This is a genomic window from Dyadobacter luteus, assembly GCF_003383615.1.
Classification (GTDB): domain Bacteria; phylum Bacteroidota; class Bacteroidia; order Cytophagales; family Spirosomataceae; genus Dyadobacter; species Dyadobacter luteus.
Map to the genome: position 1 here is coordinate 131,728 of NZ_QNUL01000013.1, position 19,986 is coordinate 151,713.

Sequence of the window (19,986 nt, forward strand, 5' to 3'; positions counted from 1 at the left end):
TCCCGGGGTTGATTGGTGTAATGTCTTAAATTTCAATATTCATCTGCATTGTCGTCTTTTTTTCCCAGGAGATTATCCCAGAAGTAACGTCCCGACCTTTTTGGCTCCTCCCTATTCTCTTTAACTTTAGGCTCCGGCTGTTGTTGATAGCCATTATTAACAGGAGGCTTTACTACTGTCTCCGTTTTACACACCGATTTGATCCTCGGATCAATAGATTTAACACCAGCCCATGCTAAACCTATCGCTGTTGCAAATGTGGAATTACTTACGGCATCTGCCTTCACGGTTCTTGCCAGATTTTCGGGCAGGCCAACCCTTACGGCCATTCCGGTAACACGCTCAAATAAAACTTCGATCTCATCGAGATCAGCACTGCCTCCGCTGAGTACAATGCCTCCAATCAGTTTTTCTTGTAAACCCGACTTTATTATTTCCGCATACACCATTGCGGCTATTTCTTTCAAACGTTCTTCAATAATCAGCGCTACATTTTTTTTGAGCACAGGCTTGGGAGGTCTTCCCGCAAGGAAATTGACCAAAATTTCCACATTGAGAGGAATATCCCCAGATACTGCGACCCCAAATTCCTTCTTAAGTTGCTCTGCATTCTCAACTTGTATACCACAACCTGTGGCAAGATCATTGGTAATATGCCTTCCTCCGATCGGGAAAGAAGCGATGTGCCGGATCACACGGTCCTGATATATAATGAGATCCGTTGTGTGATCACCAATATCTACAAGGGCAATCCCTGCCTTTGTCTCATTGTCCGACAATACCGCCAAGCTTGTTGCCAGCGGTGCGTATACAAGCTTATCAAACTTCAGACCAGGATCAGCTTCCTGCAAACTTTTCTTGGTTCTCTGAATCGATTGATTATTCGCTGATACAATCAGAAAATTACCACCGAGCTTAATACCTGTCCGCCCTACCGGCTCCTTCACTCCAACTGCATTGTCAACGGCAAAATCTATGGGCAAAACATGAAGTACATCATAATTAGGCTCCGTTTTGGCACGATACATATCGTCCACCAGCTGGTCCACATCCCGTTGGGTTACCTCTTCGCCAGTAGAAGCTGAGGGGCGTATCACACCGTCACTCTGCGCACTTACCCGTACATGAGCACCACTGAAACTTACGTTTACGATACCGATATCAAGGTCAGAACGAAGTGAGGCCTCCGCTAAAGCCTCTTTGATCGCCGCACCAACTTGTTTAATATTTTCAACAGAACCATTTACAACCGCTCCATGTGGAACCGGTACTTCACTAAAACCAAGAATCTCTATATTACTCTGACGTGACCCTGAGGCTATCCCCTGCGCCGCGATAACTGCAATTTTTGTACTTCCAATATCAACTCCTACTACTATTTTGTCGTGTGCCATGCTGATGGTGAATTGTTATTCACAAACTATTTGATCTTGAAACTTAATACTTATTCTTGAAAATCTACTCCAATCCTTGCTCAGCACCTCTTCATAAAATAAGTGCAACTTGTTAAATTTGGACTCGAAGCCTTCCGCCGTGCCAAATTCTATTTTCTGATCCCCCAAAACCATACTTAACTCAATTTCCCCGTTTTTGTCAGCATCCAGTTTTGCAACCTGTGCTTTCCAAAACGGGTCAGTATTCAGAAAGCGAATCAAATCCATGAGCGATTCACCTTCTTTTCCTTTAAATCTTTTCAAATCTTTGAAATAGGCTCCCGAAACAATGAGGGCGCGCGCAGAGAAACTATCGGACAAAGGAAAAAAATCGCCTTCATCATTGATATAAAAACCTTCTGCACTCTGTACCTCACCGTTTTGAGATGTATTGACCCATCTCGCTAACGGTCTTTCCTGTTCAACATTAACGACAATATTACCTTTCAGGTCACGCGAAACCTGACATTTCTTTATCAGTTTGTTTTTTTTGACTCTGTATTCCAGTTCACCCAGATTAATCTCATCAAGCCTTTCGCCAATAAGCGGATCCCCTCCATGCTCAGTGAGTAACGTGCGCACATCAGTTTGGTTCAGAAAAAATGCTCCCGAGTCTCCTTCAATGGAGATTACCAGATTGTTACACCGTTGTCCGCCTAGTCTGCTTTCGGCCATACCTATCCCGAGAACAGGTAGAATGAGCCATAAACTGCGTTTAAAAAATTGCCAAGAATATTCAAATTTACGTAACATCTCAGTAATATTAAAAATGCTTTTATTAATTGTTAGTAACCGGATCAGCCAGTAACGCTCTTATAGGACCCACCAGCGTATCGATATCTCCCGCCCCTATGGTTACTACAACTTCTAGGCGAATATCAGATAAACTTTGTAGAATTTCTTCTTTTGATAGAATTCTTTTATCTAAAATCTCGACTTTATCTAGTAATAATTTTGAACTAACCCCTTCAATCGGTAATTCACGTGCAGGATATATGTCTAACAGTAAGAGCCTGTCTGCAATTGAAAGACTCTGAGCAAAACCATCTGCAAAATCCCTCGTACGACTAAACAAGTGTGGCTGAAAAATGGCCGTCACATGCTTGCCGGGATACAAAGATTTCACAGAGTTCAGGAATGCTTCAATCTCCGTCGGATGGTGTGCATAATCATCGATATAAACTACATCCTTGTTTTCAATCTGATATTCAAAACGCCTTTTTACTCCTCTGTAACTTTCCAGTGCACTTTTAATCTTTTCAGGAGCCACACCCAAATACAAGGCGGCGGCTGTTGCCGCAATACTGTTTTCAATATTATGATATCCAGGAATCACCATGGCGATATCCTTTATTACACCATCAGGATACACAATATCAAACACGAATCGTGCATTTTCGATGTGGATGTTGGTGGCATGATAATCGCCCTCATTGAGTGAATATGTATACACACGCGCTTTGGTGCTGGCAGCAAGTTCTAATCCATATCGCATAAACAAGACACCATCCTCATCTATCTGACTTACATATTCTCTGAAAGATTCCAGAACTGCTTCGTGTTCTCCATAAATATCGAGATGATCCGCATCTGTTGATGTAACTATTGCGATCTCCGGATAAAGTGTCAAAAAAGATCTGTCAAACTCATCGGCTTCTACTACACATACAACGCTTTCCAGATTTTCCGTTGGCTTGTTGAGAAGAAGATTCGTTGCATAATTTTGAGTAATCCCTCCTAAAAACGCCGTACTGTTTACATCTGCATCTCTCAAAATGTGCGCTACCATGGAGGAAGTGGTAGTCTTACCATGCGTACCGGCTACTCCTACTGTCCTCAGGTTTTTTGTAAGCATACCCAAAACCTGCGATCGCTTTAAAATCAGAAAATTATGATCTCTGAAATAAAGCATCTGTTTGTGCTGGACAGGTACTGCAGGCGTATAGACAACAAGTGTCTGTTGAGGATCAGTTATGAATGCTTCGGGAATTACAGCTACTTCGTCTTCCAGATTTACTGCAATCCCTTCCTGTACCAAAGTATTGACCAGCACTGTTGCCGTTTTATCATATCCGGCTACATTAAACCCATTCGCCTTAAACCAACGAGCCAGCGCACTCATTCCTATGCCGCCTATTCCAACAAAGTATATATTTTTCCAATTCATCACAGATGAACTCATAAGATATTCAATTTTAGTCTTTTATCAATCTTAAAACCTGTTTTGCTATATTCTCAGCTGCATCAGGTTTCCCCAATTTACTAATATTGGTTATAAGTGTATTTTGTAAGTCCGTATCTTCCAATAAACTTATCGCCTTATCAACCAACTCATTACCAGCCACATGGTCCTTCACCAATAAGGCTGCATTCTGTTCCGTCAAACTCAAAGCATTTTTGGTTTGATGATCTTCAGATGCCGCCGGAAACGGAACCAGAATAGCTGGCTTGGCAACCAGACACAGTTCAGAAACAGACAAAGCACCCGCTCGTGAGACCACCACGTCAGCTGCAGCATAGGCCAAGTCCATTTCGTAGATAAATTCGAATGCTTTTACCCGATCTGTCCCAAGCACTTTGATACTCTCATTAGCATTTGAAATAAATCCCTTACCTGTTTGCCATAAAACCTGGTAACCCAGATCCACCAGTTTTTTCAAACCGGCATTAATACTTTCATTGATAGATCGTGCCCCAAGACTGCCTCCCATCACAAATAAAGTTTTGCGCTCTTCTGACAATCCAAAATGAGTTAGCGCCAGAGCTCTCTTGTTAACTACATTTACAATATCACTTCTAACCGGATTTCCCAGCAGGATCAATTTTTCTTTTGAAAAAAATGCCTCCATGTTGGGGTATGCAACACAAATTTTGGCTGCTCTTTTTGCTAATAATTTATTCGTAATTCCTGCATAGGAATTCTGCTCCTGAATCAATGTCGGTACACCGGACAAAGATGCCATCATCAGCAGAGGCCCACTGGCAAATCCGCCAACACCAACCGCCACATCAGGTTTGAAATCCTTTACTACTTCCCTCGCTTTAAGCAAACTATTAATGAGCTTAAAAGGAAACATAAGGTTCTCCGGAGACAACGATCTTTTAATACCCACAATAGGTAAACCAACAATGCGATATCCTGCCCGGGGTACCTTCTCCATTTCCATTTTCCCCAAAGCACCTACAAACAACACCTCCACTTCCTGATCCAGTTTTTGAATTGCGTTTGCTATGGCAATGGCGGGATAAATATGCCCGCCGGTACCTCCGCCACTAATGATAACTTTTTTTGCCATCGCAATTAAATTCTTTGCTCATCCATTTTTTCACCCCGGCTAACGCTCAGGATCATGCCCATTGCTATCCCTGTAAACAATAGGGAAGTTCCTCCCTGGCTGAAAAAGGGTAAGGTTTGACCAGTAACGGGAACGAGCCCTACCGTAACAGCCATGGCCGAAAACGCCTGACTGACTACCACAAAAGTCAGCCCTGCAGAAAGCAACCCACCAAAAGGCCTTTTAGTAGCTTCAATAGCTTTTAACCCCCGGTAAAGCAGTATCAGATACATAATGATCAGAGCGGTTCCTCCAAGTGTCCCATACTCCTCCACTGCCACTGCGAAAATGAAGTCTTTCTGAGGCTCCGGAAGAAATCGTCTTTGCCTGCTTTTGGCAACACCTTCTCCGTAAATTCCACCGCGTGCCATAGCCATATAAGACTGCTGCGACTGGTACACAACTACATCTTTATCGAAGAAGGCAGCAATACGGTTTTGAGCGGTGCCCGAACGTTGTGTTGAATTCAATAAAATGGCCAGTGTAGCAAAAAAGACGACACCAATTGCAGTAAAGAACAGATAGTGCAATGGAACCTTCCCGACATACATAAGCAAAAAGCAAATCCCGGCCAGCATCATGGCTGTGGAAACATTGCTCGTAAAAATCAAACCGCACACAAGTCCAACCAACGCTAAAGGTTCCATAAAAAGCTCGCGGGTATTCCATCCACCTTTTATATGCCTCGCCAAAATCAGAGAAAGGTGAGAAATCAAAGCAACCTTAGCCCACTCTGAAGGCTGAAAACGCTGTCCGATAATAGGTATCTCAATCCATCGTGACGCATCATTCACCGATGTTCCGAAAAACATGGTAAAAATCAGCAATAATATAGAGCTCCAGACTGCAAGCCTGGTTACGTACACAAATTTGATATAAGGAATACGGTGCACGTAGAACATCACCACCAGCGATAACGCACACAATACAGAGTGCTTATAGAGATAATATTCTGTATCTCCGTCTTTCTGACTGTAAGCATCTTTTACACTCGCGCTGTACACCACCACAATGCTCCACAAAAGCATGACAATACAAATACCCCAAATCCACGGGTCTCCCTTAAGATTGGATGTTATCCAAGCCTGCGTTTTATCTCTTGATTTATGCAAGAGATCCATCCCACTTTCTTTCTTTTCCTCCCCCATCATTGAATCAGGTTACCAACAGCCTCTTTGAATTTATTTCCCCTGTCTTCGTAGTTTCTGAACAGATCAAAACTTGCACAGGCAGGCGACAACAACACTATATCTCCTGATACAGCCCATTGCTGCGCTTGTCTCACGGCATCGTTAACATCCTGACTTATATGAATACGCGGTACAATTTCCTCGAAATAATCCTTTAATTTTTCGTGCTTCGTACTCAGGATCACCAGCCCTTTTACTTTTGCTTTTACCAATTCCTCAATCTGACTGTAGTCGTTCCCCTTATCAACTCCACCCGCAATCAATACAATCGGCTCAGAGAAGCTTCCAAGCGCATAGAAAACAGAATCTACATTTGTTGCCTTTGAATCATTGATGTAAGTTACACCAGCTATTTCCGCCACTTTTTCGAGTCTGTGAGGTGCATTTTCAAAGGTCAGCAGCGCCTCCGCAATCTTACTATTCTCTATACCTGCGACCTGTGCTGCCAGAATAGCCGCCATAGCATTGACTGCATTATGCGGCCCTTTGATTGGCAAAGCTGGATAGTTTTGAGTAAAAGTGCTGTTTTTATAATTGCTGATAAGCTCATCTCCATTCAGACGCATTCCATGCGCTACAGCATGTGTAAGTGATACCGCCAGTTTTTGAGAAGGTATTATCCTGTCAGCGAGCTCCTTCGCAATCACTTCACTATCTTCAAAATAGATAAAATGATCTTCCGCTTTCTGGTTTCTTACAATATTGAACTTGGAATCTGTATAATTTTGAAAAGAATAGCCGTAACGGTCCAGGTGATCTGGTGTGATGTTGAGCAATACTGCCACATCCGGCCGGAAGGAATCAATATTATCAAGCTGAAAACTGCTTATTTCCAGTATATAGTAATCGAAGTTTTTTTCAGCAACCTGCCAGGCGAAGCTTTCGCCAATATTACCTGCCAATCCGACATTATACCCGGCTTGCTTGAAGAGATGGTAGGTCAGCAATGTAGTTGTGGTCTTGCCATTACTACCGGTAATCGCCACAAGCTTTGCATCAGTATATCTTGAAGCGAACTCTATTTCAGAAACAATCGGTATATTTCTTTCAGCAAGCGCTACAACCAAAGGAGAAGTATCCGGAATTCCGGGACTCTTGACCACCAGAGCTGCATCAAGAATCAGCGACTGAGTGTGCTGTTCGTCCTCAAAAGAAATGTTACGATCAACCAATTCCTGGCGATACTTTTCCTGTATCTTTCCTCCATCGGAAAGGAATACATCGTATCCTTTTGACTGACCAAGAATAGCGGCACCTACTCCGCTTTCTCCCCCTCCCAAAATAACTAGTTTGTTGGACACGATACTGGTATTTACGATTTATAAGCTGTAAACAACGAAGGTAAATCTTTTTCGAGGGAAGTAGGGCAGCCGATAACTGAAAAATTTATGAGCATAAAAAAAGGCATATTATATGCCTTTTTCCTTCTTATATGCGTTTCACCTATGCTTTTGGGGGAGTTTCGGTAAGTCTCAATCTGTTAGCTACCTTAACAATCAGGAATATTACCCATGCAATGATGATGAACTGAATAAGCACCTGAATGAAATTACCATACTTGATCGCTACCTCCGGTGTTTCACCTACCGCTTCCTTTAGAACAATCTTTAATTGCGTAAAATCAACTCCGCCAATGAGTAGACCAAGGACCGGATTGATAATATCCTCTACCAGAGATGTTGTGATCTTCCCAAAAGCAGCACCAATAACGACACCGACGGCCAGATCAAGCACGTTCCCCTTTGCGATAAAAGTTTTGAATTCCTGTAGCATAATTGAGTAAAGTGTTAAATGTGAAACCTATTTGAATGAATAAAGAAAGCCTACACTTAATCCTTGTGCAAACTGAGCCCTTGCCGCCTGATCCTTATCGTAAATCACGATTGTACCGAGGTTGACATTGAAATATCTGGCAATCTTCGCAGTAATCTGCGCATCCAGACGGTGGTCAAAATGAAATTGCTTATCTACCTGCTCAGTTCTTGGGTTATCCGAATAAGATGTAAATGACAGATATCTGAATTTAAGATTAATATCCTTTGCAATATCCTTGTCAAAGTTAGCTACCAGCTGCACTATACCTACTTCATTCCTCACACGTTTACCAATCTCAACTCCGTAATTTTTCTGTTCGGGCGTATTAAGGTACAGATCTCTATCCATTACGATAGTTTGTCTTAATGCTGCAGGAGCAAAATCTATGAAAAAATACGGTACCGGCTTGTATTCAATACCTATCGCTTCAGTCAGATAAGCCGGAGAGAAAAATCCCGAAAGTTTCTTTTTCAGAATTTTAGAAGCATCAGAACTATCCGCAACGTAATCATAACCCGGAGCAAACTGTGACAAAAAGTTAACATTCCCAAACAGACTCCATTTTGGTGCGAGTTCTCTGTTATACTTGGAATCAAAAAAGATCCGATCTACATTTTTTCTGCTCTGTTGTCCTTTGTTTCTCACCACCCCGTACTGCGACTGAAAATCATTTCTCCAGGAGTTTTTACCTTTCTTCACTTCTCTGAGTGCGTTGAAAAATAAACCAAGGGCTACGGAATTTACCCCTCCCCCAGTCCAGTTTGAGCTAAAAGATCCCTGATTAAGATTGGCTCCGAATTCCGTCTTTTTGATCAGTGTATCACCTGCCATTTTTAATCTGCCAGCATTCAGAGAATTACTGAGATCAACTTTTTGAGAAAAACTAACGGTGTGTACAGATAGCAACAGAATCAGAAAAAAAAGACTAATCTTCGCTGGTAATCGCATGAGATATAACGTTTGTTAAAAAATAGTTTAATTAAATATCACAACCCGCTTTGTCTGGAAAAGCTGGAGAGGGATTATAGTGGTGGTAGTATCGTTTACAATTGTTACAGAAGTATTATCTATTTTGGCAATAACCCCTTTCACATCATCAATCTCTATAAGTTGACCTTCATGGTAATTCTTCCGGCTGTAAAAAGAGGAGATAATATTGGCCAGTACGTCACGTGATGCAATACCGTATCCAATGGCAAAGGCAGCCACAGCTCCTCCGATGATCAGTATAAAGCTTGACTCCAGCATATCCGTTTCAATACCAATTTGTCTGAGAGCAGTCAAAAACGTAATGATCAGGAAGAATACAAAAGCGATATAACCTATGAGCTTTGCAGAGGCGATGTTAAATGACTTACACAGTGCGATGACGGCCGTTTTGATCGCATCTGAGAGCATTATGCCAATCTGCAGCATCACAGCGCCGGCAATCAGTTTTGGTATAAAGTTAACCAACGACAATACCATGTTGGTAATTGTGTCGACACCCAGGGTGTCTGCAGCGAATGTAAGGAAGATTAGAAGAATGTAGTAGTAGAAAATCTTGGCAACAATATCACTCAGCGAAATCTCTGTCTTCAACTGCTTGATAATACCAATTTCATTTAGCCTATCCCCGATTCTGTCGAACCCAACTCGGCTTAGTATCTGCGAAACAAGGATTTTAACACCTCTTGCCACCAGATAACCAATGCCTAATATCACCAGACACCCTATGACTCTGGGTACAAAATCGACAAATTGACTTATTAATGTGTAAAATGTATTTCTTAAAATTTCTGCAATATCAGGGAGGTTTTTCATATACTATAGTGTGATTAAATTTTATTCTGTGGCTCCTTCGGAGATGGCGACTGTAATTGTTTTCAGGAAATGTTCGGTAAAAAGTGTAACCACTTCCATACTATTTCGAATGGTGTCAACCTCGGCTACGATTGCACGTTTCAGATATTCAGGCACCTGCTCTTTAGGTTCCAGTTCCTTAAATATGTTATTCCCTTCAGCCATCTTTTTAGTTTATTATTATAATATATCCCATACCAACTCTACCATTTTGGCAGCCAGAATGCCTAGAAAGATGATAGTTTCAAGGTACTTTTTCCTTAATTTTTCCCGCGACCTGAGCAAACGCATTTTAATTGCACTCTCAGTTACATTGAAAATGCCCGCTATATCGCGGATACTCAGATCATCCATATACTTCATGAAAAGCACACCTTTCTCTTCAACAGTAAGCTGGTCAAGCGCAGTTTTCAGGTTTTTTATTTCAATATCTTCTCCGTCGAACAGGTTGTTCAGATCAACATCGTCAGGAACCTCTATGGGGTCTTCCTGTAAAACTTCTCCTCTTTTCTTATTCGAGCGAAGCTGATCCATACAATGATTATACGTTATTGAATATAGCCATGTAGAAAACTTCGCATCCTCTTTAAACGTACCGAGTTTGAAGATAAGCTTTAAAAAAATATCGTGTGTAAGATCTTCAGCCTTGGCAGAATCCTTTACGAAGGACAGGCATTTGTGGTAAACCTTTTCAGAATATCTTTCATAAAGTTTTTCAAAATAGCGATTTTCCTGAGTCTCTACGAAAAGCTTTACAAGCTCTTCATCAGTGAAATTATGACGTGCATAATCATTCTTAGATGTTCTGACTGCCATATTATGAGAAGGTAACGTTGTTAATCATATTTATTAACAATAGTGTGAGTAATATTTTGCGTAAATATTAAAAAACAACGCCTGGTATACAAGTAGATACCAGGCGTTTTTTTATAGAATTTTTACAGGAAAATATTTTATCCTCCGATAGAAATACGATTGAAAGACTTAACATTTAGTCCTTTCACAGTTTTATCCAACAGCTGACGTATAGTCAATGAGGAATCTTTAACAAATTCCTGATTCAACAAAGTGTTGTCTTTGTAGAATTTCTGAAGTTTACCCTGTGCAATTTTTTCAAGCATAGCCTCTGGCTTACCTTCTGCACGAGCTTGCTCTTTACCTACTTCGATTTCTCTTTCTACAGTAGCAGCATCAACTCCGTCTTTATCTACAGCAACAGGCTTCATCGCAGCAATCTGCATAGCAACGTCTTTTCCAAGCTCAGTTACGTCAGTTCCGTTGTTACCTTCGAACGCTACAAGAACGCCAAGTTTACCATTTGAGTGAATGTAAGATACAACCTGATCCGATGTTACGTTTTCGTAAGCAACGATTTCCAGTTTCTCTCCCAATTTACCAACAAGATCAATGATGTTTTCGCTTACAGGACGACCATCAGCAAGTGTTGCAGAAAGCAATGCTTCTTTATCTGAAATGTTATTTGCTACCGCAACATCCAGGATGCTTTGAGCAAGATTTTTGAAATCTTCAACATTCGATACAGGCTCAGTTTCGCAAGCCAATGCTACGATTTTACCGTTAGTACCATCAGCGCTGATGTTTACCAATACAGCACCTTCAGAAACAGCATTGTCAGCACGTTTTGCTGCTACTTTTTGTCCTTGTTTACGAAGAATATCAACGGCTTTGTCAAAATCTCCTTCAGCTTCCTGAAGAGCTTTTTTACAATCCATCATTCCGGCACCAGTCATTTGGCGCAGTTTGTTTACATCTTGTGCAGTAATTGCCATGATTTGAATGAATATGTTTTAATACTTTTTGAGCGAAAACCGTTAAGCAAACTTTACGATTTGTTTACCAAATGAGTTTTCAAAATAATTCTTAAAAAACTGTAGCCCATAGCAAGCTGGCTATGGGCTACTTTATCTGTTCAGACATGATACGGTTGAACTAAAACAAATCCGTATCGCCCTTTATTATTCTGCGTCGGAATCAGCTGCTGCTTCTGCAACTGGTGCAGATGCTTCCTCAGTGCCTTTGTCAGCCTGACGTTTTGCTTCTTCTTCCTCAACCAGACGTTGGTCGTCTTTATCTTGTTTGCGTTCCATCAAACCTTCTTCGATCGCTTTTCCGATAGCCAAAGTGATCAATGAGATAGCTTTGTAAGCATCGTCATTACTTGGGATAGGGAAATCAACCAATTCAGGGTTTGAGTTTGTATCGCAGATTGCAAAGATAGGTATGTTCAATCTTTTTGCTTCTGCAACCGCAATGTGCTCGCGTTTTACATCAACGATGAAAAGGGCAGCAGGAAGACGGGTTAAGTCAGCTACACCACCTAACACTCTCTCCAGTTTATCCTTCTCACGTGTAAGCATCAGGCGTTCTCTTTTCGCTATATTGCTAACCGTGGTTTCGTCTTTTAGCATCTTCTCAAGAGTCTGCATTTTTTTCAAAGACTTGCGAATAGTGCCGAAGTTTGTAAGCATACCACCCAACCAACGATCAGTTACGTAAGGCATTTTAAGGCGTTTTGCCTCTTCTGTTACGATTTCCTGCGCTTGTTTTTTAGTAGCAACAAACATGATCTTACGTCCTGAACGAACGATTTGCTTCAACGCAGCCTCGGCGTCATTGATGCAGCTCAAAGTTTTGTTCAGGTCAATGATGTGGATCCCGTTCTTCTCCATGAAGATGTATGGAGCCATACGTGGATCCCACTTGCGGGTAAGGTGACCAAAATGAACACCTGCATCCAATAGTTCTTTATACTCTATTTGTGCCATTGCCAAATTTGATTTTAAAAGATTTTAGTATTTTGAGTTACGCAGCACAGCACATCGGGCACGATAAGTACTGTCTGGACTTTTTCCAATGTCATGTTTTGTCATTTGTTGTCACTTATTGACAGCGATTGTCATTGATCGGAACGATACCTGACTACACTTGACTATAAATGACCATTTTCTGACAATTCCTGACAAAGAAAATATTAACGTTTCGAGAACTGGAATCTTCTGCGAGCCTTAGCACGTCCGTATTTCTTACGTTCAACCATACGAGGGTCACGGGTAAGGAATCCTTCTTTCTTAAGAGCTCCACGGAATTCTCCGTTATATTCACAAAGTGCACGTGCAACAGCCATACGAATTGCTTCCGCCTGACCTGTAACACCACCACCTCTTACGTTCACCTTAATATCGTAACCACCGTTTCCGCTGATTGTAGCGAAAGGCTGCTGAAGTACAATCTGGTGTACTTCAAATGGAAAATACTCTTTGTAATCGCGGCCGTTTACTTTGATATCTCCCTTGCCTGGCGTCATATAGATACGAGCCACAGCTGTTTTTCTTCTACCTATTGTGTTGATAACTTCCATGAATTACAACTGGATTTCTTTTGGTTGCTGTGCGCTGTGCGGATGTTCTGCAGCAGCATAAACAAACAGATTTGTAAATAAACGACGTCCCAAACGGTTCTTTGGAAGCATACCTCTTACCGCTTTCTCGATTACACGCTCTGGGTGTTTTTCGAGCAACTCACGAGGAGTTTGAAAACGCTGACCTCCAGGGTATCCTGTGTGACGAACATAAACTTTGTCCGTTAACTTTTTACCTGTCAACTTAATTTTATCGGCGTTGATAATGATCACATTATCACCACAGTCTACATGAGGAGTATAACTTGGTTTGTGCTTGCCTCTGATCATTTTAGCAACTTCACTAGCCAAACGGCCAAGAATTGCATCTTTAGCATCGACAACAACCCACTCCTTGTTTACTGTGTTTTTGTTCGCCGAGATGGTTTTGTAGCTTAACGTATCCACGATTAACAAAAAAGATTTAATTGATTTTCAATAAATTACACTGTTACAAGACAGTCCCATCGCAAAATGGGAGTGCAAATATAGAGTTTAACAAATTGAATTACAAGTATGTTTGTTTTTTTTAAACATTCCATGAAATATGATGGCTTAATCTGTGCGTGAAACTATGCGATTTCCGGCACTGTACTACCTGAAAAGTTTAAAGGTCAGTGCAGCATATGGCATATTATAACGGGTAGAAAAACGTCTCTCGCCACCATCCAGGTAGACGTTCTTACCCTCGATACTTCTTGTGATGTATGCAAGCTGACCAAACTGATAGCCTACTTTAAGAGCTATACCTTTTGATAACCAAATTCTTCCATATACCTCCGACTGCCCATTGTTGTTATCCAGAAACAATGGCAATGCATTAAAATTCACGGGACTTGTGGAAATAACCTTATCGTAATAGGCCCTACCTTCCCCCGGCGCAGCTATCCCTGGATAGTATGCATTTCTCCTGGGTCCCCATGCAAATCCCAATAAATCGACATTTGCGCCAATATCCAGTCGCCAGACAGTCACGCTTGCCCCAACCTCCACACTTACTCCGTTTGCTGAAACATTTTTATACTGAAGGGCACTTGCAGACGAGGCACCCGCTTTTGAAGTCAGATTCACGTCATTACCATAATATCCCCACGCCCTGAACCCCAGACCTGCACGCAGCCACCGCAATTGACCGAGAGGCAAATCTTCGTGATAAAGTATGGAAGGAGCCCACGTTTTATCAGAAAAACCGGTGCCAATATCCAAAGTAGCCTGAGCCGTATTGTATTTTTGGGCGAAAAGTGGCTGATTTACAATAAAACCAAGTAACAATAGTGTGCGTGCAATGCTTTTCATTTTTATTTATGCTTGATGAAATAGTAAAATTACATTTTTAACATCCTGACGGAATAGCTATGCGACACGTCACAGGAATAATCCTACTTAATCTTTTATCATTTTTACATTTACCCGAAATACTTGATTGAGGCCAGCTATTTTGTGCATTTGCAAACTTTACATAAACAGTGATATATTTCAGCTATTGAAAAAAGGTCTATGAAAATCTCTTTTGTTGGTTCAGGAAACGTTGCGTGGCATCTCTCTCAGGCTATGGAAGAGGCCGGGCATTGGATTTGTGAAGTGTATAGCCGTAATACCCAAAATGCCAGAAAGTTGGCTGCGGAATTGTATGATGCCAACATACAGCCCGACCTGAATTTTGCTGACAGTATTGCGGATGTTATAGTACTCGCCGTATCCGATGATGCCCTGGATCAGGTAATCCAGCAAATTGTGTTTCCGGAAAATGTGATTGTAGTTCATACATCGGGAACACGCTCACTCGCAGAATTCCAGAAGTTGATTGAAATTTACAGTGATGTATTCGTTCATACCGGCATCTTCTATCCTTTACAAAGTTTCTCTAAAGGCTTTCCCATCGACTACAAAGAGTTACCTCTCTGTGTCGAATCAAAAAATGAACTGATAGAAAACAAGCTGATCAGTCTCGCGCAAAGCATCAGTGACAATGTAACCCGAATGGACTCACACGAAAGGTTCGTCTTACATGTGTCGGCCGTTTTTGCTAATAATTTCACAAATTATCTCATAGGTGTATCTCATGACCTCATCTCACGGGAACAGTTGAATTTTGATCTTCTAAAACCGCTCATTCAAACTACAATTGACAAAGCTTTTCACTCTGAAGAACCCACCGAAGTACAAACGGGTCCGGCCAGAAGAGGTGACTGGGCAACAATTAACAGACATATGGAATATTTGCAGGAAACTAATCCGGAATGGACTGCCATATACCGTTTGCTGACGGATAAAATCCGTGAACTATATATCGCAAAATAAGTCCATCAGTCAACCTAGAAAAAAGTTCGGTTATATTTGCAGCTCTCAAATGATCCGGACCACATGGAATTTTCACTTAAAGAACGCCTTCAACGCATAACCACCTTCATTTTTGATATCGACGGCGTCATGACAGACGGCAGTGTTATTGCTTTGGAAAGCGGCGAACAGCCTCGTATTTTCAACGTCCGCGACGGATACGGAATCAACCGGGCTATCAAAATGGGATATCGGGTGGCTATACTTTCTGCCCAAAATCAGGTTGGCGTACGCAAAAGACTGGAATACCTTGGCGTAACAGATATATTCATCGGTACTTCTCCCGATGGCAAACTGCCCATTTTCAGAAAATATCTGCAGGAAGCCAATCTCATAGAGGAAGAAATCGTATTTATGGGAGATGATCTGCCTGATTGGGAAGTAATGCAAACCAATGTATTGGGAGCATGCCCCGCAGATTCAGCTGAAGAAATTCTGGAAATAGCAGACTATATTTCTCCGAAAAATGGTGGATACGGAGCAGTAAGAGATGTTATTGAGCAAGTAATGAAAGAACAGGGCAAGTGGATGGCCTGGTTTGAAAAAACTAAATAAGGGAAGAAATCTGAAACAAACTAAGTGAAACCAAAGCGCTACTTCCCAAATCTGAATGGCATTCGTTGTATTGCGGCTCTGTTAGTGGTTTTTCATCACCTGGAACAAGCCAAACACTCCTTTGCTATAGCCAATACTTATGAAGTACCTATTATCCAACACGCCGGAAGATTGGGTGTTGGTCTATTCTTCGTGGTTAGCGGTTTTCTTATCACGTATTTATTACTTCAGGAAAGAGGTAATTATGGAAATATAGATGCTAAAAAGTTTTACCTCAGAAGAGGTATTCGCATCTGGCCTGTTTATTTTCTCATTATTGGCTTGTCATTTTTCATTTTCCCACATCTGGAATTACTGAATTTTCCAGGCACAAGTGAAAAATTGCAAGTTCATGTTCCTGAGCGCCTCGCTTTACTATTACTTGTTTTGCCTAATTATGCATTTGTGCTTTATGATTTACCATACTGGTGTGCACAAACGTGGTCTATCGGTGTAGAAGAGCAATTTTATTATCTATGGCCATGGCTGATCAAATATCCTAAAAAACGAATATTCATTATTCCATTTTTTATTATTATTTCCGCTTTGATTCTATTCGGAGGAATATGTTTCCTCCAAGCCGAAAAGGAGGTTGAGAATGCGATCATAAACACATTCATAGGACAATTCAGGATTCAAACAATGGCACTGGGAGGCATCTGTGCCTGGCTTGTTTACAATGATAAAAACCGGATTCTGCAAATTATTTTCAGGAAAGACATACAGGCCGTCATTTATAGCCTTTTGTTGATTCTTTTTTTCTCGGGCATTCATTTTACAGGTTTCTTGGAGGTATACGCGCTCTTCTTCGCTTTTACCATATTAAACGTGTCATGCAATCCAAAATCTATCCTCAATCTGGAGAATCGAGTGATGAACCATCTTGGAAAAATTTCCTATGGCCTGTACATCTACCACGTATTCGTCATAGTCATCATTATTAATATCTTCAGAACATACTTCCCGGAAATCGCGGGCATACAATACCAGATCGTTGTTTACCTGCTCACTCTCATTGTCTCCGTGGGAGTGGCTTCATTATCGTACACCTATTTTGAAAAACCATTACTGGCTTTCAAAGACAAGCGGTTCGGTCGTTAATCTATACATGTCAATCAGGGCTTGCTTTTATCTGTATCAGCAAGTTCTGTCATGGTATAGAATTTCAATTTCTTGCTTTGCGCCTCTTTGAGGATGGTTTCCAGAAAAGATACGTTGAAGCCATATTCACCGTTTACAGGCGCTGCATACAAAGGTTCATGACCAAACAGCATCAATGCGGTATTCGTCTCTTTTGCTCTTTCAATAGCATCCTTAATCTCGTCATCAGTAACTCCGGAATCCTGATCGATCAATAATGCGTCCACTATAGGCTCATGATCAAATTCGTAGTAGATCCAATCCATAACCCTGGGAGCAAGCGTGTATAGCGGAAAGGCTCTGTAGGTTCTACGTGAAATGGCCACGTCTCTTAAAATCCTGAATCCATGAGCGAGGAGAACAGAATCTACCTGATCATTATGATTGCCTCCAGGGTGCGCATAGGAAGTAGGTTTAAATCCAGCCGCAGCCATATAGCTCATTCCCGGACTGAGTTCCGTCTCCACATACTTGTCTGCACCGAGCGTAATCAGTTCCGTAGATTTCCCGTGTATCGTTCCATGGAAACCAATCTCATGACCATCCTTTTGCAGCTGTTTTAATTTATCGACTTCATCGGGTTTCAGGCTGTCCGGACAAGTAACAAAGAAGGTTACTCTGGCATTGTATTTCAGAAACAGTGGTCGAAGTGCATACCATTCATCAATAAAATGATCGTCAAATGATAGGGCAATTCCTGCCTGTCCGTTGCCCCCTTTTTTCTGTCGACATGCAAATGAAAAACCAATAAGGACAAGAATACAGATATATCGAAAGCGGAACATAGCAATGGAAGACGACAGTAATTTAACTTACTGCCTAAAAAAGTGATGGTATAGCTAAAATCAGAATGAACTGTTAATTTCGCTAAATTAACGAGTGATCATGAAAATACTTCATACCGCCGACTGGCATATCGGGAAAAAGCTGGATCAGTACTCCAGACTGGAAGAGCAACGGCTTGTATTGGCTGAAATATGTGAGATAGCTGAAAGAGAAAATGTAGACGCTGTAGTCGTTGCTGGTGATTTGTTTGACAATTTCAATCCATCCTCAGAGGCCACAGAATTACTCTATACTACCCTTCATCGCTTGTCGGCCAATGGTAGCCGAGCGGTAATTGCTATTGCCGGTAATCACGATTCTCCCGAACGGATACAGGTGCCTGACGCTCTCGCCAGAGTTTGCGGAATTATTTTTATTGGTTTCCCTAATACCGAAGTCAACAAATTTTGTACACAAGGCAAGGTTGAAGTAAGCAAAACGGATAAAGGCTTCATCGAACTCCAACTTCCTGGCTCAGCATTCCCGCTACGGATTATTCATACACCTTACGCCAATGAACAACGCCTGAAGACTTTTCTTGGAATACAGGATACTGAAGATGCCCTTCGGGAACACCTCCAAAATCACTGGCAGCAAATTGCGGAGAAGTATATGGATGACAAAGGTTTTAATCTGCTTGTCACACACTTGTACGTAATGAAAAAGGGAGATCCGGAGCCCGAAGAAGAACCGGAAGAAGAGCGTCCCATTCTGCATGTAGGCGGAGCGCAGGCTATATACACTGAAAACTTTCCGAAGCAGGTTCAGTATGTTGCCCTCGGACATTTGCACCGATACCACTCTGTTGATAAAAATCCGCCTGTGGTTTATTCAAGTAGTCCGCTGGCTTATAGCTTTTCCGAAGCCAATCAGAATAAGCAGGTAGTACTATTGGAAGCAGAAGCAGGTACATTGGTAAGATATACTCCCATTGAACTGAAGCAAGGTAAAAAGTTGCGCCGAGGCAAATTTGAAAGTGTAGATGAAGCAATCAGCTGGCTGGAGGCACATTCAGAGGATCTGGTTGAGCTAACGATTGTATCCGATAATTATCTGGAAGCTTCTGACAAAAAACGCCTGACCGAAGCACATTCAGGTTTGATACAGATTATCCCACAAATTCGCCGTATCAACGAAGAAACAGAAGCAGCAACCGTTGACCTTTCACTTAGTGTGGAAAAGTTGTTTGGGGAATATTTTAAGAGCAAAAATAAGGGACAAGAGCCCTCTGATGGCCTGATGGATGTATTGAGGGAAGTTTTGGGGACTGAGGAGGAGGGGTGATCACTTTTCCATCCATTTCATCCACTCCGCAGCTACTTTATCTCCCTGATAGATTTTTCCCACAACACCACCCGACGAATTCTTCTTAAGCTCAAAAAACTGGTGATCATATCGAGGATAAGCTTTCAGGGTAAGATTTCTTTTCCCTGCTATGGTAAATTCTACTGGAAGCATATCCATATGATTACTGATTTCTCTATCTTCCGTTCCATATGCAACGTATAGCGGAATATTGATTTTCAACAAATTATCCAAATTCCGGATTGAGAAAGAATACTAGGCACGATAAGAATCTCCGAATGATTTTTCCACTGATTCCGGGTTTTCACATATATCTTCCCACAACTTATACATATCCACTATTTCATTCTGAACTTCTTCTTCCGATCTGATTCCTCTTTTCGATTCCTGCCGCAAGTTGTAAATGATATTTTCAAATCGCCTTTCCGTGTTCCCTGAAAACAAAATTGCATGAGTGATATGCTTGTTCTTGTTGGCAATTAAATCCGCTCCTACTGTAAAACCTTCTGAACCACCGCAAAAAACGACCTTACTTGTATCTACCCAGGATTGTTTTACCAGATAGTTAATTACCTGATCACATTGCTGTACATACTTTTCTCTGTAATTATTTTCTGTGTACTTCTTAGTTATGAATAAGCCAGAATCATCACCATTCCGCATTGCTTTGTTATACTAATTACAATTTAAATGGACGTATTCTTAATATATGGAAAACAGGTAAGTGAAATTACGTTGTCAACTGATGA

General features: G+C 41.4%; 23 protein-coding genes. 4 read left to right on the plus strand and 19 right to left on the minus strand.

The window, feature by feature from the left end; translation table 11 throughout:
• Window positions 1–32: 32 nt before the first annotated feature.
• The 16 genes from ftsA to DSL64_RS16700 form a co-directional block, all read right to left on the minus strand.
• Entirely contained in the window at window positions 33–1,394 is a 1,362-nt protein-coding gene (gene ftsA / locus DSL64_RS16625) for a cell division protein FtsA (RefSeq protein ID WP_115832033.1), read from the minus strand.
• A gap of 15 nt (window positions 1,395–1,409) precedes the next feature.
• Entirely contained in the window at window positions 1,410–2,186 is a 777-nt protein-coding gene (locus DSL64_RS16630; RefSeq protein ID WP_115832034.1) for a cell division protein FtsQ/DivIB, read from the minus strand.
• A gap of 25 nt (window positions 2,187–2,211) precedes the next feature.
• Window positions 2,212–3,615, minus strand: coding sequence for a UDP-N-acetylmuramate--L-alanine ligase (gene murC, locus DSL64_RS16635; protein ID WP_115832035.1), 1,404 nt, complete (start codon window positions 3,613–3,615; stop codon window positions 2,212–2,214).
• Between the two features lie 13 nt (window positions 3,616–3,628).
• Complete coding sequence (gene murG, locus DSL64_RS16640; RefSeq protein ID WP_115832036.1) at window positions 3,629–4,729, minus strand: undecaprenyldiphospho-muramoylpentapeptide beta-N-acetylglucosaminyltransferase; 1,101 nt, start codon at window positions 4,727–4,729, stop codon at window positions 3,629–3,631.
• Window positions 4,730–4,734: 5 nt separating this feature from the next.
• Window positions 4,735–5,919, minus strand: a complete 1,185-nt coding sequence (locus DSL64_RS16645; protein WP_229217118.1) for an FtsW/RodA/SpoVE family cell cycle protein — start codon at window positions 5,917–5,919, stop codon at window positions 4,735–4,737.
• Window positions 5,916–7,259, minus strand: a complete 1,344-nt coding sequence (gene murD, locus DSL64_RS16650; RefSeq protein WP_310587852.1) for a UDP-N-acetylmuramoyl-L-alanine--D-glutamate ligase — start codon at window positions 7,257–7,259, stop codon at window positions 5,916–5,918. Before murD ends, DSL64_RS16645 begins: the two co-directional genes overlap by 4 nt.
• Before the next feature lie 142 nt (window positions 7,260–7,401).
• Window positions 7,402–7,731, minus strand: coding sequence for a large-conductance mechanosensitive channel protein MscL (gene mscL, locus DSL64_RS16655; protein ID WP_115832038.1), 330 nt, complete (start codon window positions 7,729–7,731; stop codon window positions 7,402–7,404).
• 27 nt (window positions 7,732–7,758) lie between these two features.
• The gene (locus DSL64_RS16660; protein WP_115832039.1) at window positions 7,759–8,721 is read right to left on the minus strand and encodes a DUF3078 domain-containing protein; all 963 of its coding nucleotides are present in this window, start codon (window positions 8,719–8,721) and stop codon (window positions 7,759–7,761) included.
• A gap of 27 nt (window positions 8,722–8,748) precedes the next feature.
• Window positions 8,749–9,576, minus strand: a complete 828-nt coding sequence (locus tag DSL64_RS16665; protein WP_115832040.1) for a mechanosensitive ion channel family protein — start codon at window positions 9,574–9,576, stop codon at window positions 8,749–8,751.
• 21 nt (window positions 9,577–9,597) lie between these two features.
• Window positions 9,598–9,780, minus strand: a complete 183-nt coding sequence (locus DSL64_RS16670) for a hypothetical protein (RefSeq protein WP_115832041.1) — start codon at window positions 9,778–9,780, stop codon at window positions 9,598–9,600.
• Window positions 9,781–9,795: 15 nt separating this feature from the next.
• Window positions 9,796–10,431 carry an RNA polymerase sigma factor gene (locus DSL64_RS16675; protein ID WP_115832042.1) on the minus strand — a complete coding sequence of 212 codons (636 nt, stop codon included), beginning with the start codon at window positions 10,429–10,431 and terminating at the stop codon, window positions 9,796–9,798.
• A 137-nt stretch (window positions 10,432–10,568) separates the two neighbouring features.
• Window positions 10,569–11,405: a translation elongation factor Ts gene (tsf, locus tag DSL64_RS16680; protein ID WP_115832043.1), complete on the minus strand. Its 837-nt coding sequence runs from the start codon at window positions 11,403–11,405 to the stop codon at window positions 10,569–10,571.
• Window positions 11,406–11,591: 186 nt separating this feature from the next.
• Complete coding sequence (gene rpsB / locus DSL64_RS16685; RefSeq protein WP_115832044.1) at window positions 11,592–12,401, minus strand: 30S ribosomal protein S2; 810 nt, start codon at window positions 12,399–12,401, stop codon at window positions 11,592–11,594.
• Window positions 12,402–12,607: 206 nt separating this feature from the next.
• The gene (rpsI, locus tag DSL64_RS16690; RefSeq protein ID WP_115832045.1) at window positions 12,608–12,994 is read right to left on the minus strand and encodes a 30S ribosomal protein S9; all 387 of its coding nucleotides are present in this window, start codon (window positions 12,992–12,994) and stop codon (window positions 12,608–12,610) included.
• Between the two features lie 3 nt (window positions 12,995–12,997).
• On the minus strand, window positions 12,998–13,441 hold the full coding sequence (gene rplM, locus DSL64_RS16695; protein WP_115832046.1) for a 50S ribosomal protein L13: 444 nt from the start codon (window positions 13,439–13,441) through the stop codon (window positions 12,998–13,000).
• 186 nt (window positions 13,442–13,627) lie between these two features.
• A complete protein-coding gene (locus DSL64_RS16700; protein WP_115832047.1) occupies window positions 13,628–14,329 on the minus strand; it encodes a hypothetical protein in 702 nt (233 codons plus the stop codon).
• A gap of 186 nt (window positions 14,330–14,515) precedes the next feature.
• On the opposite strand from DSL64_RS16700, the gene DSL64_RS16705 reads away from it, so the two are divergent.
• The 3 genes from DSL64_RS16705 to DSL64_RS16715 all read left to right on the plus strand — a co-directional run bounded on the left by DSL64_RS16705 (window position 14,516) and on the right by DSL64_RS16715 (window position 17,068).
• Window positions 14,516–15,334: a Rossmann-like and DUF2520 domain-containing protein gene (locus DSL64_RS16705; RefSeq protein ID WP_374755836.1), complete on the plus strand. Its 819-nt coding sequence runs from the start codon at window positions 14,516–14,518 to the stop codon at window positions 15,332–15,334.
• A 63-nt stretch (window positions 15,335–15,397) separates the two neighbouring features.
• A complete protein-coding gene (locus DSL64_RS16710; protein ID WP_115832049.1) occupies window positions 15,398–15,928 on the plus strand; it encodes a KdsC family phosphatase in 531 nt (176 codons plus the stop codon).
• 24 nt (window positions 15,929–15,952) lie between these two features.
• The gene (locus DSL64_RS16715) at window positions 15,953–17,068 is read left to right on the plus strand and encodes an acyltransferase family protein (RefSeq protein WP_115832050.1); all 1,116 of its coding nucleotides are present in this window, start codon (window positions 15,953–15,955) and stop codon (window positions 17,066–17,068) included.
• Between the two features lie 14 nt (window positions 17,069–17,082).
• Here the strand turns inward: DSL64_RS16715 and DSL64_RS16720 are convergent, their stop codons facing one another.
• Window positions 17,083–17,892, minus strand: a complete 810-nt coding sequence (locus tag DSL64_RS16720; protein ID WP_115832051.1) for a polysaccharide deacetylase family protein — start codon at window positions 17,890–17,892, stop codon at window positions 17,083–17,085.
• Between the two features lie 100 nt (window positions 17,893–17,992).
• Between DSL64_RS16720 and DSL64_RS16725 the strand changes: the two genes are divergently transcribed.
• On the plus strand, window positions 17,993–19,216 hold the full coding sequence (locus DSL64_RS16725) for a metallophosphoesterase family protein (RefSeq protein ID WP_115832052.1): 1,224 nt from the start codon (window positions 17,993–17,995) through the stop codon (window positions 19,214–19,216).
• Here DSL64_RS16725 and DSL64_RS16730 read toward each other — a convergent pair whose 3' ends face one another.
• Together DSL64_RS16730 and DSL64_RS16735 are read right to left on the minus strand one after the other, a co-directional pair.
• Window positions 19,217–19,390, minus strand: a complete 174-nt coding sequence (locus tag DSL64_RS16730; protein ID WP_158547937.1) for a hypothetical protein — start codon at window positions 19,388–19,390, stop codon at window positions 19,217–19,219.
• A 102-nt stretch (window positions 19,391–19,492) separates the two neighbouring features.
• Window positions 19,493–19,900 carry a hypothetical protein gene (locus DSL64_RS16735; protein WP_115832054.1) on the minus strand — a complete coding sequence of 136 codons (408 nt, stop codon included), beginning with the start codon at window positions 19,898–19,900 and terminating at the stop codon, window positions 19,493–19,495.
• Window positions 19,901–19,986 lie beyond the last annotated feature (86 nt).

What these genes read in the sequence shown, in the direction of transcription:
- DSL64_RS16730 (WP_158547937.1), bottom strand. Translation starts at nt 19,390, where the DNA reads ATGCTTCCAGTAGAATTTACCATAGCAGGGAAAAGAAATCTTACCCTG.
- DSL64_RS16630 (WP_115832034.1), bottom strand. Translation starts at nt 2,186, where the DNA reads ATGTTACGTAAATTTGAATATTCTTGGCAATTTTTTAAACGCAGTTTA.
- DSL64_RS16675 (WP_115832042.1), bottom strand. Translation starts at nt 10,431, where the DNA reads ATGGCAGTCAGAACATCTAAGAATGATTATGCACGTCATAATTTCACT.
- DSL64_RS16645 (WP_229217118.1), bottom strand. Translation starts at nt 5,919, where the DNA reads ATGATGGGGGAGGAAAAGAAAGAAAGTGGGATGGATCTCTTGCATAAA.
- DSL64_RS16720 (WP_115832051.1), bottom strand. Translation starts at nt 17,892, where the DNA reads ATGTTCCGCTTTCGATATATCTGTATTCTTGTCCTTATTGGTTTTTCA.
- rpsB (WP_115832044.1), bottom strand. Translation starts at nt 12,401, where the DNA reads ATGGCACAAATAGAGTATAAAGAACTATTGGATGCAGGTGTTCATTTT.
- DSL64_RS16670 (WP_115832041.1), bottom strand. Translation starts at nt 9,780, where the DNA reads ATGGCTGAAGGGAATAACATATTTAAGGAACTGGAACCTAAAGAGCAG.
- DSL64_RS16665 (WP_115832040.1), bottom strand. Translation starts at nt 9,576, where the DNA reads ATGAAAAACCTCCCTGATATTGCAGAAATTTTAAGAAATACATTTTAC.
- rpsI (WP_115832045.1), bottom strand. Translation starts at nt 12,994, where the DNA reads ATGGAAGTTATCAACACAATAGGTAGAAGAAAAACAGCTGTGGCTCGT.
- DSL64_RS16710 (WP_115832049.1), top strand. Translation starts at nt 15,398, where the DNA reads ATGGAATTTTCACTTAAAGAACGCCTTCAACGCATAACCACCTTCATT.
- murG (WP_115832036.1), bottom strand. Translation starts at nt 4,729, where the DNA reads ATGGCAAAAAAAGTTATCATTAGTGGCGGAGGTACCGGCGGGCATATT.
- mscL (WP_115832038.1), bottom strand. Translation starts at nt 7,731, where the DNA reads ATGCTACAGGAATTCAAAACTTTTATCGCAAAGGGGAACGTGCTTGAT.
- DSL64_RS16725 (WP_115832052.1), top strand. Translation starts at nt 17,993, where the DNA reads ATGAAAATACTTCATACCGCCGACTGGCATATCGGGAAAAAGCTGGAT.
- ftsA (WP_115832033.1), bottom strand. Translation starts at nt 1,394, where the DNA reads ATGGCACACGACAAAATAGTAGTAGGAGTTGATATTGGAAGTACAAAA.
- DSL64_RS16735 (WP_115832054.1), bottom strand. Translation starts at nt 19,900, where the DNA reads ATGCGGAATGGTGATGATTCTGGCTTATTCATAACTAAGAAGTACACA.
- DSL64_RS16660 (WP_115832039.1), bottom strand. Translation starts at nt 8,721, where the DNA reads ATGCGATTACCAGCGAAGATTAGTCTTTTTTTTCTGATTCTGTTGCTA.
- tsf (WP_115832043.1), bottom strand. Translation starts at nt 11,405, where the DNA reads ATGGCAATTACTGCACAAGATGTAAACAAACTGCGCCAAATGACTGGT.
- DSL64_RS16700 (WP_115832047.1), bottom strand. Translation starts at nt 14,329, where the DNA reads ATGAAAAGCATTGCACGCACACTATTGTTACTTGGTTTTATTGTAAAT.
- murC (WP_115832035.1), bottom strand. Translation starts at nt 3,615, where the DNA reads ATGAGTTCATCTGTGATGAATTGGAAAAATATATACTTTGTTGGAATA.